The sequence below is a fragment of the Pantoea wallisii genome (genome assembly GCF_002095485.1).
Classification (GTDB): domain Bacteria; phylum Pseudomonadota; class Gammaproteobacteria; order Enterobacterales; family Enterobacteriaceae; genus Pantoea; species Pantoea wallisii.
Window position 1 is genome coordinate 1 of record NZ_MLFS01000042.1, and the last position, 14,995, is coordinate 14,995.

General features: G+C 49.7%; 13 protein-coding genes and 1 pseudogene. 2 read left to right on the forward strand and 12 right to left on the reverse strand.

Annotation, left to right across the window (positions count from 1 at the left end):
- Positions 1 to 166 precede the first annotated feature (166 nt).
- Positions 167 to 1,318, forward strand: a complete 1,152-nt coding sequence (locus HA48_RS14680; protein WP_128601986.1) for a tyrosine-type recombinase/integrase — start codon at positions 167 to 169, stop codon at positions 1,316 to 1,318.
- A 546-nt stretch (positions 1,319 to 1,864) separates the two neighbouring features.
- A complete protein-coding gene (locus HA48_RS14685; protein ID WP_128601987.1) occupies positions 1,865 to 2,896 on the forward strand; it encodes an acyltransferase family protein in 1,032 nt (343 codons plus the stop codon).
- A gap of 22 nt (positions 2,897 to 2,918) precedes the next feature.
- On the opposite strand, the gene HA48_RS22065 is transcribed toward HA48_RS14685, so the two are convergent.
- The 12 genes and pseudogenes from HA48_RS22065 to HA48_RS22570 all read right to left on the reverse strand — a co-directional run bounded on the left by HA48_RS22065 (position 2,919) and on the right by HA48_RS22570 (position 14,905).
- A complete protein-coding gene (locus tag HA48_RS22065; RefSeq protein ID WP_158086969.1) occupies positions 2,919 to 4,862 on the reverse strand; it encodes a tail fiber/spike domain-containing protein in 1,944 nt (647 codons plus the stop codon).
- A gap of 57 nt (positions 4,863 to 4,919) precedes the next feature.
- Positions 4,920 to 7,400 (reverse strand): host specificity factor TipJ family phage tail protein, encoded by a 2,481-nt coding sequence (locus HA48_RS14695; RefSeq protein ID WP_128601988.1) that lies wholly within the window; start codon positions 7,398 to 7,400, stop codon positions 4,920 to 4,922.
- Positions 7,387 to 7,752 (reverse strand): NlpC/P60 family protein, encoded by a 366-nt coding sequence (locus tag HA48_RS14700; RefSeq protein ID WP_128602043.1) that lies wholly within the window; start codon positions 7,750 to 7,752, stop codon positions 7,387 to 7,389. Before HA48_RS14700 ends, HA48_RS14695 begins: the two co-directional genes overlap by 14 nt.
- 13 nt (positions 7,753 to 7,765) lie before the next feature.
- Positions 7,766 to 8,236: a hypothetical protein gene (locus HA48_RS14705; RefSeq protein ID WP_128601989.1), complete on the reverse strand. Its 471-nt coding sequence runs from the start codon at positions 8,234 to 8,236 to the stop codon at positions 7,766 to 7,768.
- Entirely contained in the window at positions 8,236 to 8,733 is a 498-nt protein-coding gene (locus HA48_RS14710; RefSeq protein ID WP_128601990.1) for a hypothetical protein, read from the reverse strand. Before HA48_RS14710 ends, HA48_RS14705 begins: the two co-directional genes overlap by 1 nt.
- Positions 8,733 to 11,732, reverse strand: coding sequence for a phage tail length tape measure family protein (locus HA48_RS14715; protein WP_128601991.1), 3,000 nt, complete (start codon positions 11,730 to 11,732; stop codon positions 8,733 to 8,735). The genes HA48_RS14710 and HA48_RS14715 overlap by 1 nt, the downstream gene beginning before the upstream one ends.
- A gap of 58 nt (positions 11,733 to 11,790) precedes the next feature.
- Complete coding sequence (locus HA48_RS14720) at positions 11,791 to 12,195, reverse strand: hypothetical protein (RefSeq protein WP_128601992.1); 405 nt, start codon at positions 12,193 to 12,195, stop codon at positions 11,791 to 11,793.
- A 66-nt stretch (positions 12,196 to 12,261) separates the two neighbouring features.
- The gene (locus HA48_RS14725) at positions 12,262 to 12,936 is read right to left on the reverse strand and encodes a DUF6246 family protein (protein WP_128601993.1); all 675 of its coding nucleotides are present in this window, start codon (positions 12,934 to 12,936) and stop codon (positions 12,262 to 12,264) included.
- Between the two features lie 51 nt (positions 12,937 to 12,987).
- Positions 12,988 to 13,737, reverse strand: a complete 750-nt coding sequence (locus HA48_RS14730; protein WP_128601994.1) for a phage tail tube protein — start codon at positions 13,735 to 13,737, stop codon at positions 12,988 to 12,990.
- A gap of 67 nt (positions 13,738 to 13,804) precedes the next feature.
- The gene (locus HA48_RS14735; RefSeq protein ID WP_128601995.1) at positions 13,805 to 14,188 is read right to left on the reverse strand and encodes a phage tail termination protein; all 384 of its coding nucleotides are present in this window, start codon (positions 14,186 to 14,188) and stop codon (positions 13,805 to 13,807) included.
- Positions 14,185 to 14,553 (reverse strand): HK97 gp10 family phage protein, encoded by a 369-nt coding sequence (locus tag HA48_RS14740; RefSeq protein WP_128601996.1) that lies wholly within the window; start codon positions 14,551 to 14,553, stop codon positions 14,185 to 14,187. The genes HA48_RS14735 and HA48_RS14740 overlap by 4 nt, the downstream gene beginning before the upstream one ends.
- Positions 14,554 to 14,555: 2 nt before the next feature.
- A pseudogene (locus HA48_RS22570) lies at positions 14,556 to 14,905 on the reverse strand (hypothetical protein).
- Positions 14,906 to 14,995 lie beyond the last annotated feature (90 nt).

Below are 14,995 nucleotides of genomic sequence, written 5' to 3' on the forward strand. Positions count from 1 at the left end.
GCCATATAGCAGTTCGCCACCCTCCTTACCCGTTCGCAAAACTCCCTTATATTCAGGCATCCGCTTAATCATGCGTTCGCTGTCGTTCGCCATAGTTCGTTGACAGCCAGTTAATTGCCTGGGTAAATTCTGGGTAAATCAATTTTACCCATCCGGATTTTACCCAATGCTCACCATCAAGCAGATTGACGCTGCTAAACCCAAAGAAAAGCCTTATCGCGTTGCTGACGGTAACGGGCTCTTCCTTTATGTTCCTGCATCCGGGAAAAAGGTATGGCAGGTCCGCTATCAGTTCGACGGAAAAGAGAAGGTGCACACCATCGGCAAGTATCCGGAGATTGGCCCGGCTGATGCCCGCAACATGGCGTTTGAGCTAAAGCGCGATCTGGCGATCGGAGTAAATCCGGCAATAAAGAAGAAGCACAAAGAGAAGGAAACGGACTCGTTCGCCACAATTTTTGAGGAATGGTACAAACACAAGCGTCAGGTCTGGTCGGAAAACTATGCGACAGAGCTTAAGCGCATGTTTGAGGCTGACATCCTCCCCTATCTGGGAAAGCTGCAGATGGATGAGATTGAGCCGATGACGTTGCTCAAGGTGCTGCGAAGGTTCGAAGAGCGTGGAGCCATGGAGCGAGCCAACAAGGCCCGCCGACGCTGCGGTGAGGTATTCAGGTATGCCGTGGTAACCGGCCGAGCTAAATATAACCCGGCGCCCGACCTGGCTGATGCAATGAAGGGATACAGAAAGCAGAACTATCCTTTTCTGCCGGCCGAGCAGATACCGGCGTTCAACGCGGCGCTGGCCACGTACTCAGGCAGTGTTATTTCCCGTGTGGCCACTCAGGTTCTGCAGTACACCGCCATGCGTACAAAGGAAATGCGCAGCATGCAATGGGCAGACATCGATTTTGAAAACGACATGATCACCATTGCGGCTGATGTAATGAAGAATCGCAAAATTCACGTCGTGCCGATGTCCCGCCAGGTGAAAGAGCTTCTGATGTTCCTGAAGCCTATCACTTCAATGTCATCCTTCGTTTTCCCCGGGCGCAACGATAAATCAAAGTCGATCAGCGACGCGGCTGTTCTGCTTGTTATCCGCCAGATAGGCTATGAAGGGCTGGCGAGCGGCCACGGATTCCGCCACCAGTTCAGTACGGTGCTCAATGAGCATGGCTGGCCGCATGATGCTATCGAGCGACAGCTGGCGCACGTTGACCGTAACAACATCCGTGGCATCTATAACCATGCTCAGTACCTCGATAAGCGCCGGGAAATGATGCAGTGGTGGGCTGACTACATCGATGGGAAATAAGACAGCCCACCCCACCACCCCGCAGCCAGCTAAGAATGGCGCGGTACATGTCTGCCCCGTCGCCGGGGCTTTTTTCTCGCATCCAAACACTCACCAATGATAATATGCAATAAATAAAAGCATTTGGATTATTTGAATGTTAGATAAATCAATAACATAATGCGTACGATTCGCCGCGCTAGTCAGTGCCACGGCTCTAATTTCAGGTTACTCTAAGGGGCAGGCATCAATGATTATAATTGAGTGCCTAATGATATTTATTTGGATGCAAATGGACTGGCGATTAGCTTCATCGCTTGCGAGAAAGTTTTTTAGCAAAGAAAAGAAATAACTCGCATTATCCTATACTTGCTAACGTATAACACCACCTCTCCAACTAATCCGTCCGCCCACGCCACCCTTGCGGGCGCCATCTAATACCCCCTTGCCCCACTCGCAATGCGGCTGCTGGAGCTTAAGAAATCATCAAAATAATTTACTGTTTCTTGTCATCTTCCTTACATGTGATAAGATTTAGCCCTATTGACAATAAGGCGAATGTGTGAAATGAACGAAAAAGAACAACTTCACGGGCTGACTATATTTAGGTTCGTAGCTGCATTTTATGTTTTTATATTTCATTGCAGCCTGAGATATAAGCTTGAAATGCCGCAATGGCTTGCGTCTTTTGTGCATAATGGTGCAATAGGAATGTCTTTCTTTTTCGTATTGTCTGGCTTTGTGCTGGCGCTGGCATCAAAAAAAGGGATAAGGAGCGACTACTTTAAAGCAAGGATAGCAAGGATATATCCAGCTTATATGTTCATGGGGTTGTTAACGCTGCCATTTTTGAATGGTATGAGCTTAGATAAAATACTTAGCCTTCTGGTATTATTTTTCACATCAACGCAATCCATAATTCCTAAAGCTTTTTCTGAATGGAACTTTGTGGGTTCATGGTCTGTATCTGTAGAGATGTTTTTCTATTTCATGTTCCCTATGATTTTCCCATACATAAAGAAAAACCCAGTTACATGGCTGGTTTCTTCTTATGTCTTTGCGTCACTTATTATGCCGATAACAATGGTTATTGCGGGAAACCCAACATTCCCAACCATATACTCCAGCCCTATCCATAGATTCCCAGAGTTCACTATGGGTGTCGCATTAGGATGCATGTATGTTAATGGGTTTAGAGCTCCATTGTTGAGGGTTATGTTGCTTGCACTGTCTATATTGTGTCTGGTTTTTATTTCGCCAGAAAAAAATCTCGGATGGGCTAACAACAATTATGTGACCCTGTTATCTGTAGGCTACCTTGTTATTTACCTAGCCACAGCAAAAATAAAAGAAAACCTATTCAGCATTCCATTCATATACTTCGGCAAAATAAGCTACAGTTTTTATTTAATGCAAATACCTATGATTATGTTCCTTGTGAGGAACAAGCCTCTATTTTATGGGGTCCCGAGTTGGGTCATGTGGATTGGGATGTTGATTGTGAATCTTGCTTTAAGCATATTTTGCTATCACTTCATCGAGGATAGGAAGCATATGTATAGTAAATTACAAATCCTGAAGTCAAGATTAATTAGGTGAGAAAGGCCCGGGCGGGCCTTTTTTATGATGAAAGGATGACATTAAAGGCAGCAGAGGTTGTCTGTGGATTGATTAGTGTTCCGGATGGTGTATAGAGGGTGACAGTGATAGTCTTGGCTCCGATGTTTGTCACAAGAGCATGGTAAGCACCCGCTGTTCCTGCGGCAGCAACGTTCTCTATGGCGTTCTGAGTTACATGCGTAGGGAAGTTAATAGTGACTGCAACAGATGACAGTGTTACCGAGGCTATTATAGAGTTTGCATCTACCAGTGTAGTTCCGCCAGATCCATTGGTGGCCACGCGGGCTTTCCTCTGGAAATCAACGGTAAGATCTGTCACCACAGCTAATCTGGCAAACATAGGTCGAGTGGTAGTTATATTCTTAACAGTGATGTTACTAACTGCACTACCACCAAAGGTTATCATTGCCGCTGTACTGCCAGTGTAACCCGGGAGAATATTATCATGAATATTACTTATGGTCGTATTGCTGGCGCCATCATTAACAATAATTGGCAGGCCTGCCGCAGGAACGTTTGTTAAGCCATTGGTCACCATACCATTCTGATAATCTACGCTGATAGCGACACAATCCGCGCCGGTAAGTGAGCTGGTTTTAGGTCGAATTCTAATATTGAAGTTTGATATTAAGAATCTCGCGCCAAGATATGTTGTTCCTTTAGGCGTGGAAACTCCATAGACTCCTAGGCCATCCTGATACTTGATGATATCAAGCATGATATTGGTTGCTATGAAGTCGGCGATATTTCCATTTTCAACATTAAAGGCAAGGCCGCCATTGGCTCCACTTATGCAAATCCCATCCAGAATGAATATCTCACTTTTACGGACGTTAACTCCCCAAAAGTTTCTGTCATCCTTGTCCGCGTATCGACCAATTAAACCTCTCGCAATAAAGTTAGAGTTCCCTGTTGTGTTTGAATAACCACCCGTCGAGAGGTAAAGAATGTGCCTTCCGTTATCCAAACCTTTTGCGTCAAGTATTACGCCGTCAATCAAAGAATCTGTGATGTTGTCAGTGATAACGCCATAACCACCCCGGCCATCACGGGTGGAGGGGTTGAGAGGGTGGAAGGTAGTATCATGTGCCACGACATCGCGAATTATAATACTCTTACTTGTTCCAGCTGCAACGGCACCTGTATATTTGTCCGCGTGAACACCAAGTATTTTTGTGTACTTAGTGTTTCTTAAAAAAACTGCATACCCTTCATTGCCCGGTTCAGAGCTTAAAGTAGAGCCTGTTGAGCGAAGGTTAGAAACAGTCACTGAGTTTACGGTATTGTTTGCATCTGAACTTTCAATACGCATGCCGGCTGCGGTGCTCGTATTTTGTTTTAACACACCACCGTTGCCTTTAATGTGCTGCCGGGCAGCAGGAAGCAGCGGTGCGGTTATTGTTGTGTCAGATGCAATATCAACGTCTTTTCCATTAGCAAGTACATCGGTGATGCCGCCTGCGTAACCATCCGGTCGCCGATCTAAGGCGTTCAGGTCCAAGGCGAGATTGCCGCGGTGATTGGTGCCTATGCCTGTAGCGCCTGAACTTGATGCAAGCATGGTTCGCAGCGCTCCGTCCCCTACGCTAACCCAGGCTCCAACCGCAACGCCACCGCTTGATGATGGCGTAGAACCAATGGGAACCTCTTTAGGAAGCGCCCCATCCCATCGATAGTACTCGCCGCTTAAATTGTCTTTTAGCGTTTGATTTGGATTGGTAATCGTAGCGCCATTCTGGAAAGTTCCAGAAGGAATCCATCCCAGCTGATTAATTGCCTGCAATGCCAGCGCATTAATACCTTCAATCGTGTAATGAGCCTGCCCGAATCTGTCGATATATTGCATCGCAAGTGAGGTAACAAACTCGTCGATCTTCCCGGCGTTAAACTTGAGGTCGCGCGGTGATTCGCTTGGTACTGGATTCTGTGTTGGTTGCGTAGCCATATTTTTTCCATGAAAAAAGCCAGCGCTAAGGCTGGCCTGGGGTTGGATAAAGGTTTTTTAGAGGTAAATCAGATCGCTGTACTCGGCAACAGTCAGAGACACCGTACTGTCAGCATTAGGTTTGATGCTATTTACTGTCCACAGTTGAGCATCCAGTTCTTCTACAGTCGCGATGACATAACGAGATGGCAGTTGGACTGTATCCCCGTTCCAGATGTTGAGCTGAATGACCGGTATTTCTGCCACAAAGCCATAGCGCGTATCGCTACGTGGTGTAGCTGCATAGCGTCGCGTAGGATTTCCCAGACTGTCCGTAACGAGCACGTACATATCACCGGAGAATGCCACGGGTTCGCTAGTATCAAAGACGTTGCCGCTACGGCCGGTGATATATCCCTGCTGCTGATTGCTGTCGTAGATGTCAGGCATCTGAATGACACTTCCTACCTGAATGATGCCATCCTCAAACACCTTGGCGTTCATCTTCAGTCGTGAGTAAAGAAGCCTGCGGGTTTCACGAAGCGCACGCTCATCAGCCTGATATTCATTACGCAGCCCCACCACTTCCAGCTTGTTTGGATTTTGCGCTTCCTGTTTGACGATAGCCCCATCAATGACCCGATAGTTGATGTATGTCTTGTTATTGGTGGTTGGATGAACGTAGGAGACCTGCACACCGTCATAACCGCCTGGCAGAGTTGCCTCATAGGTGATCTTGTATTCATCCGTTTTCATGTTGGCCCGGTTGAATACGGCTGCTGGGTAATCGACCTTCTGATCGCGTGTAAAGGTCAGCACGCCATCGTCCCAATAAGCGATGACCGATGCAGCGTTGCAGATAGCCTGAATGCGGTCGCCAAGAGAATCGTTCTCATCATCAAAGGTGTAATCAAAGTACCCAAGCCGCTCATCAGGCAAAGCCTCAGATATGGCGTAGAGGCCATACAGGTCGATGCTGCTGACTGGCTGCTCACCAATAACCAGCCACTCATGCGCTACAGCGTCTGCAAAGGACCGTGATGCACGCAACGTGTAATCCACCGCTCGGGCATTCAGGTTGTAGCTGATGGTTTTGCGGGTCACGATCGCATTGTATTTGCGCTCGCGGCTCCCTGTCGCATTCTCGGTAGCGCGCACTCTTACCCGCACCAGCGTATCGGTAGGATGCACTACATTGGTCCTGACGTTTACTGAATGGATTTCTTCAACCTTAAGCAGGTTCGCATCACTGGAGTTATTGGTGCGGCGGAAAGACACCGCATAGCGACCATTCCCCGCTGATGGCGTCAACTTGTAAGTGTTGTAAAACACCTCACTGGTCTCGTTGTAGTCATTTCTGACGCTGAAATGAAATGTCTGCTGCGTGCCAGGCAACTGATTGTAGTTATCATCAATTTTCCAGATCGTCACATCGACTTCAGTGGTTCCTGACGTTGGACCGAGCTGTGATTGAGTGTGCACCCAAAGCTGGCTGGAAGGAACCGGCGAGAAGAACGGCCCGACAACCAACGCCTGATTATCATTCAGAATAAACTTGGTAGTGTTAATGGTCGCTGTTGCCGGCACATCTGGCGGACCTGACAGCCTGGAGAAGGTGAAGGTATACCAGCGAACTGGGTTAGTGACTGCGCCGTCATTAGTCTCAACTGAAGATATAAGGCTACCGGAAAATGTCACGTCTTTAGTTACAGAACCTGACGGGGTCGAATAAGTGACGTTGACAGTGAATGTCACGTCATGCGGCTTAACCAGCTCCATGAAATAATCAAAATCTGACTGCTTGATGATTTTGATCGCCATCTGACCGCCACTATATTGACCGCTTACCACCCGCGTCGCTGTCGCTGACTCCACCGGGAAATCGCCTGATTCGTTTGCGCCCGGCACTTCCTGACCATCAACGTCATCGAAACCATACCCTTCGTATATCTCGGGAATTAACTCGCCAGGCTGATAAAACTGATACTGAGCGCCGGCAAGTGAGCCCAAGCTGGATTCTGAATATCTCACCGATTCATATTCGTAGCTGCCTATACCGACGCACATCCATTCAGTGACATACTTCAGGCCTCCATCATTTGCTGCCTGGTGTATGTATTCGAAAATAGATTCCTGAATCAGGTCAGGAAACGAACGCACCTGGCCGTAAATATCAGGCTTCGCTTTATAAACACGGGCTGTGTTAGTTTGTCCGGTAAGTGAGTTGTTGGGGGAATCGACAGAATTGCCGCCTGTATTGGCTATAGCCGGCTTGGGCATCAGAAACGAAAATACCTGACCTACTACCTTGAAGATCGGGCTCAGGATATCGCCGACAACGCCTTTTGGCTGATCGAATATCTGAACGTGGTCAAACTCTGTCAGGGGGAAATCAAGGTCGTCATCATCTCCCAGCTTAACCCCATTGCGTACGATAAACAGGTCACTGTGGAGTGCGCTGTCATTCTCTTTCAGCCAAGCGTAAAAAAAGGTGCCATTAGGCACCCTGTAACGCTCTTTCGGCGTTCCCGGAAATCGCTGCAGCTCAATCAGCGCCATAAGTAAAGTACTCCACTTTAGTGAATGCCCGCTGAATTAACATAATTGAATCCTGCCTGACGCTGCCGTTTTCGCCGCGCGAATGCAGGGCCTTCCTGTTAAGGATAAGTCCGACGTGCGCCGGTTGCCCTCCTGTGTAACCAACAAATATGCCACCTTCTGAAGGGTTCGGTACCCGCTGCCAGAAAATCACGTCGCCCTGATAGCAGGTATAGAATTCCGCGCCTGATTCGTAGTCTGGCGTCTGATGAAGCTCTATGCCGAGCACCTGCCGGTAATACAGCACCACCAGCCCCCAGCAATCTACGGATTCTGGCGTGCAAGCCCGATTTGCCCATGGAACGCCTATCATACGAGCGATAAATTCAGAGGTACTGCAGGCCTGTGTATTCGCGTGGGTCATAGAGTTGGCCTACATTGTTGTTTAGGGGATTGGTCAGGGAAAGCGTTACTGAGGCATATTCGGCGTCTATATCTACCGTTTTGACATACAGCGTCCAGGATTTGATGGGAGCTGCGGTATCAGCACTGTCGAATATCTGACGCATTGCGGTGATCGGCGTTAGCCGGGTCGCACCACGCCATTTCTTCATCTCGGTTTTAACGCCAGAGGAGATGCGACCCAACTTCACTGTTGCATCAATAACGGGCGTGCCGCTTTGCTGACTTTCTTCAATTTCGAAGCGTGCTGGCCGGTACACCATGCCAGCTAACGTCTTATCGTAAAACTGTTTGTCAACCAGACGAATGTAGCCGAACGACGGATGTGTAAACGTAATCGTATCGTACAGTGCTCGTGTTGGTCGCTGCTGCCGGTATTCACGAAATGAAGGCATCAGGGAACCCTCGGCAGTGATTCCGGATCGCGATTGTCCGGATAGCCGGTCACAACAATATCCAGCCATGAATCCCATGGTGGCGGCAATTCGACAATGATGTCATCAAAATCATCATCGGCATTATTCAGCCTGTTCGCGATGACGGTACCCGTCCAGGTAACAATGCCGCCGTCTATGCTGGTCTGTACCGGCATTTGAGTGAAATGGAGCTCCTGCAACTGAGGACCAGCTCCCCCTATGTCCACCCTCATGCGAAACCAGTTCAGTCCGCGATTAAGGTAGTTAGGGCTGCGCAGCCACTGTTGGAAGGCCCGCTCCTGCGCCAGCGTGAATATCCATGTGAGAGACCATGTCACTTTCAGGTCATCCGTCATTTGCTGGAAAATAGCCGGGCCGACGGCTGGCTGGTCAGACAAAAACCCGGTATCAAGCGTCATATTTTTACCGGCCTTTTGCGCCAGCGGCAGCCAGTCGGGATAGTCAATAATCGGCATTAACTTTGCCCCCTTGGCGTGCGTTTAACATTGAAGTTGCTGGTGATGCCACTGCTTATTGGCCCGCCGTTGTTAAGATCGGCCACAATGACATCGACAGTCAGCCCGCCGTTGCCATCATTACCCGCCTGAGCATCAACTGAAGCTGATGTGTAATTTTGTATGTTGATGACCACGCCACCACCACCTGACTGCATGTCCTTATTGCTGATCACCTTGCCGTTATCGCCCGGTATCATGTACTGCTTGCCGGTGCTGGCCTGGTATATCTCAGGCAGGCCGCTTTCACCTACCTGATACATAGAGCCAGCCGACACCGGGCCGCCGTTTTTGCGCGCGCCCGCCAGAGCCATTGCCTGAGCGCTACCTACAGTAGTAGCCAGGGCTGCGTTGCCTGCAACGGCAGCCCCGCCGCTAGTAGCAGTGGCAGCGAGAGCTGCAGGAGTAGCCCATGCCGCAGCTGCAGCCAGAGCCTGAGCAGAAGTTGCTGCTACGGCAGCGGTACCTAAGGTTTGTTGGATGATGAGGTTTTTGGCGTATTCAACCCCCATCTGTACGATAGAGTTAATTACACTGTTGAGAATAGTGTTACCCAATGAGCGCAGGGCATCGTCAACGCTCATGGTACCAGTAAGTAAACCCGTCAGAGCGTTAGAAGCATTGCCAGCAAAAGCATCTACAGCGCTTGTAAGCATGTCATAGCTCAAACTCTGCTGGCTTAGAATCTGCCATTGAGCCGCGATGCGCTGCTGCTCATACTGAGTGTTAGAGGCGTTCATCAAATCCAAACCGCGTTGAGTTATCTGACCCTTTTGCGTTTCGAACTGCTGGATGAGAGCAAGCTTTTGCGCGTTTTCGTTCGCCAGCGCCTGGACGGGGTCAATGGTGCCCAAGGCTTCCTGCTGAGGGCTTACCACCTGATTTGCGCGTATCTTGGCGAGATTAACCTGGTGCTCTTCCTCAAGCCGCTCCATGGTCGAATTATATTGCTGCTGGCTTATTTTTTTTGCGGACAGTGCGGTGTTGAGATCCTGGACATCCTGTTTATAACTGGCGTTCTCGCGAGCCTCAGGAAGTAGCTTTTCAGCGGCTGCTTGTGCTTTGAGTGCATTGGCAGTGTCCCAGATTTCTCCTCGATACTTACCAGCCAGCCCAATCTGTTCCTGAGTCGCCCCCTTGCCCAGCGACATTTGCGCCTGAAGAACGGCCTGAGCGCGGCTCATTTCGGTCGTTGAATCTGCTGCCAGCTCTGCTTGCTGTTTCAGGTTTGCCAGCTTCTGTGCAATGCTTTCGGCCTGAGTCGCCCCTTTCTGTTGCTCAGATTTAAGCTTTTTCTGTGCTTCCGTGTTCCTGTAGGTAGCAGCTGCGTCGTCCTGCATTTTTTTGACATGCGGGTCGTCCTTAGCAAAACCGGCATCCTCTGCGGCATACTGTTCCTGCAGTCTCGCGCGCGCCTCGCCCTGCAGTTTTGACAGGGCAAGGTTCCGCTCTGATTGTCTAATCAGGTTTTTCTGCCCGTCTGTTAGGTTATCTGTGTTCTTCTTAAGCAAATCCACGTTAAAGGCTGCGTTTGCCGCTTCACGGGACAGCGAGACTATCGGTCCAAGCAGCTCAATGATGGCCTGCTGACCCTCTTTTGTAGAAGACGTCATGCTTTGCAGCTTGACGGCAAGATCCTGCAGCGCCTGCGGTGATGGGTTTTTACTGAGGTCAGCCAACTGCTTGGCTAACTTAAATGCCTCCTGATCGCTAATACCTAACTTCGAAGATAGCGCGCCAACAGTGTTTATGAAGGTCGACATGGTCGCCTGGTTGTTGACGCTGCTCTTGCTTAGCTGATCGAATGCTTCTTTGAAGTTGTCAGTCTTTATCCCAGCTGCATCAAGAGTGGTTGTGAGTAACTTGACACTGGCTGAGCCTCCAGAAAGCGCAGCTTTCGCCACATCGCCAAATGAGAAGAATTGCGATGATGTATCGCCAATACTCTTGCCCACTTTTGCCATTGCCTGGTTATATTCAAGCAGCACCTGAGTGCGCATGACTGTAGCGAGCTGAGAGTTTGTCCTGGCTAAGTTTGCATACTGATTAGATAAAGCAGCTACACCCGTCTGTGAGACGGTTATAACCTTATCCATGGATGCAGCTGCATCTTTCAGCGCATCCATAGCATTTTTACCACCATTAAGCGCCGCGATAAGCGTTCCGGCCAGAACCGTACTAAGCGCAATAACGGCTCCGACAATTGCGCCGCTGGGTCCGAAAGCACCAGCTAATTGCGACCCCTGCTGACTGAAGGCCACCAAGGCAGATTGTCCGCCCTGCACCTGAACAATAAAGTCCTGTACCTGATAACCAGCCTGCTGCATTTGAGAACGCCATGCACCACTGCTTTTAGCGCCCTGATCGGTGCTGTTCCTCATATCAAACAGTTGTCCGGTCAAATCACCGATTTTCTTTTTTTCTTCCTCGGTAGCTGATGACCCGGCTCTCAACTGAGCCGCCAGGACAGCAGCGCTGCGAGCTCCGTTCTCTTGGGCCTCATCAAGAATGGCGATTTGATTGCCAAGACCTTCAATAATTGTTTCAGCACGAGAAAACTCATTTGAAGCTCCCTTTGTGCTGTTGCCGGCAGACTGAATGGCTGTTGCCATAGAGTTAACAGAAGAAATTAGAGTCTGCATTGCCGCATTCATTTGCGTCAGCGTCATGCTGGCAGCGGTGCTATTCGTGTTCGATTGAGCAATTGCAGCTGCCACAGCCGTTACAGACGTGTTGAGTGTCTGCATTGAGCTGTCCATAGATTTGGCATGAGAAGTGATCTGATCGAGATTAGAAGAGGTTGATTTTGCCTCTCTGCCAAGGCTGTCGATAGCCTTCCCGGTAGCTTTTGCGTCTCCAGCCATGCCTGAGAGTGCTGACTCGACTGACTTAGCACTTGAGATTAGCTGCGCTACATCAGCCCCCACCTCATAGTAAATTTCTCCAACCTTCTCTGCCATTACCTTTCTCCGGGCAATAAAAAACCCCGCCGGAGCGAGGTTCATTTTGTAGATACCATTACGGTACTTGCTTTACACGCCCATATAAGTAATTCAGCGTGGTTTCATACATCATGCCATTCGAAAATATGAAAACATACTGGTGGTTTCCAGTGTATCCACCGTAGCTGTTTTTGGCATTGACCAGCACCGGCGCAACATAACCATAAGTGACTTTACCACCACTGGCTGTCATGGAACCGTCCTGTGAATAACCCTTGAAGGTAGGCTCAAAAGTGTAGCGTGCAGATTCTGGGTCCTTGAGAGAGGATGCCATATAATTTGTGATCTGCTGCTTATAATCGGCAGGCAAACTTCCATAATTAGCTGTGGTAATTTCGACTTGTGATGGAGGTTTAGGTGCACACCCGGCCATAACCAAAGCAGACATTGCTAACGCAATTGACATTAAAACTTTCTTCATATCCCTAGCCCCAAATTAAAGATGTGAGCAATCCTAGCATCTGACTCGTGCAACTAATCGCAAAAACTACCCTGCTTTTGCCAGTCTCTTCGCCTTTTTAGCAAGATAGTCATCTGCCACCTGGTCATACTCTTCTCGGGTGAAACCTTTCTGGTCCGGGTATTTGGAAGCGAGTAACTGCTGAAATTCAGTCATAGTAAGCTGCTCGGCTTCGGCGCGGCTCATGCTGAAGTGATTCCTGGCCGCGTTGATATAGTCGAACGCCTTAAATTCCTGCACCGACTGGCCTGTTTCATGACGCTGCAGCTGACGAACTTTCGCCTTGCCTATGATGCCGTGCGTAATCAGAGATTGCGCAATTGCCATCATTGAAAAAGCGTCCATTGCTCCCGGTCTCATCAGTATTGCTCTCCGGCCGGTTCTGCCTGGTACATACTCGCCAATCAGAGGGGTTACATCACGTTCACAGCACGCAGTGAAAATCGTCATTGCTGCCTGATGCGCGCGGCGTCCATAGCTTGAATTGGCTATGTGTTCAGCCAACCACGCAGGGATAGCTCCGTACGCATCTATGGCTCGTTGTAAGAGCGGCGTTACCTCATCGTTATGCAGGTCGTAAAATGCCTGCACAATCTCCTGTGGCTCGCCAATGCGCATCATGTTTGCAAATGACGGGCGAAAGAAATAATCCTCGTCACCCACTGTAATCAGGCATTCGCCTATTTCTTTTGCCGGGGCCATGTTTCCTCCAGAATCATTATCAAGGGCAGTCGGAACCGCCCTTTGTAATGCTTATGAGGCAGTTACAGTCACTCCTGTTTGCGCCGTTTTAGCACCGTCATTAGTGGTAAACGTTGCAGTGCCGGTACCAGCCGCTACACCAGTAATCAGGCCGCTGCTGTTGATAGTGAACTTAGTCGGATCTGAAGAGGTCCACACGCCGGTTTTGTCTGTCGCATCAGTCGGGGAGACTGTTGCGGTCAGTTGCCGAGTGGCGCCCACCACTACAGACGTGGTCTGTGGCGAAACGGTGACGCCGGTTACGGCTACCGTATCCTCATCTTCAACCTTGGTCACTTTAACGGTGGTGCCGTCGTACACTTTGAACTCAGTGCTGAATGTGACGATATCGTTAGTGCCACCATCTGTGCTGAGCGCGGTGATAACCATGTAGCCCTGAAACTCAATCGGGCCCACTTCAACGCGCACCCAGATGGATGGCTGACGGCCGGCGCCAATTTCAGTAGTGAAGTAGTTTACGAAATTACCGAAGCCAAACTGGTCCAGACGATCGCGTTTACGCACCTCACCTTCAAAGCTGATGGTGCCGTCTGCGTTAGTAGTGATGTTCTCTACCCAGCCGCCAGTATCATCAGCGTCTGAGTTGGTCGTGTTTGGCGAGAAGTCCAGCGTCTTTGACGTGCCGGCAGCCAGAGATTTCCAGTCCGCTTCCGCAGGCACCGTATCGGGGCAGCCTAACGCCACTTCCAGCACAACGTTACGGCCAAACAGCTTGCCGTTCTCGGTTGGGCAACCTTGCATAATTGCTTACCTCATTTCAGATAATAAAAAAGGCCGCACCAGGCGACCTTGTTTGAGTGTGTGTTGCTTACTCTCCATAGAGGCAAGCGAAAAGCAGCCGGTAAACCAGCCTTCCTTCTGCTGTAAGAACTGGAGCAGGTATGCCGCCGACGTTTTCTATGTGGCCAATGCAGTCATTAGGCATGGGGTTTTGCTGAACGGTATCGATAATGGACTGTACTGCTACATCCACCGCGCCGTTGCCACCTTTAGCGCCAATGACATCAACCATGACGTAATATTCAGAGCCAAGGTCATTCCGCACTGCGGAGCCGCCATTAGGACGGAACACAATGAACTTATCAGTCAACTTTCCAGTGTCATTCCACACCAGAAGCTGAGTGAGAAACCCTGCTGTAAGGCCGGCATCAACGAATAAGTCACGCACCCGCGTATGCATTGGGGGATTCAAAGTGCCATCTCCTTTTTGATCGCCGCGGAAATAGCATCACGCGAATCCTCGAAGCCCTTATTCAGGAACTCCTTCTGAGCTGTAGCGCGCCGGAAGTTCTGCGGGATGTTCGGGTCATGCACATATGCTGCATAAGATGCCGTGTAACCCACTCTGCCTGTAAGTCTTGCCCCGCTCACTGATAATTCGCGATACTGACTGTTGAGCAACGTGGACGTGTCGATAGGCGTGTAAAGCGCTGCCTGAGATGAGCCAATAATCAGCGCGATCTGCAACGCCCGCACCGCCTTGCGCCCCTGAATGTCGCCAATCAGTGCATCGAGATTGCGCTTGGCCTGCTGGATGCCTTTTACCTTAACGCCCATGGCTAAACTCCCGTAATAATCGCCCAGTCATCGACAAGCCGGTCGAAAGTGTCCTCATAACGCACAGCCTGCAGCACCTCATCAGCACCTGCGACAAGCGGGTCTAAATCGGTGAACACTCCGATCGCGATGTAATCGCCAGTGTCAGCGCCGGCGAACTCGGTCCAGAACGTATTTTTAACTACGCGCTCATTACCGATACTGCCAAGCGCTTACTCAGGCCACCTTCATAGCCGCAATCAATAACGACTGGTGCAGCAAACCCCAGAGGGTCACCATACTCATTCTGGCCTTCCAGTCGCTTCCAGAACGTCGCTTTACCGGTGCAAGACCAGCGAGATAGCTCTGACATGGTTACGCCCTCCAGCCGATTACAGCAGGCTTCTCAGCAGCTATACGCTTGCAGTTAAACACCCATTCACCGCTACTGTTCACGTAGCCG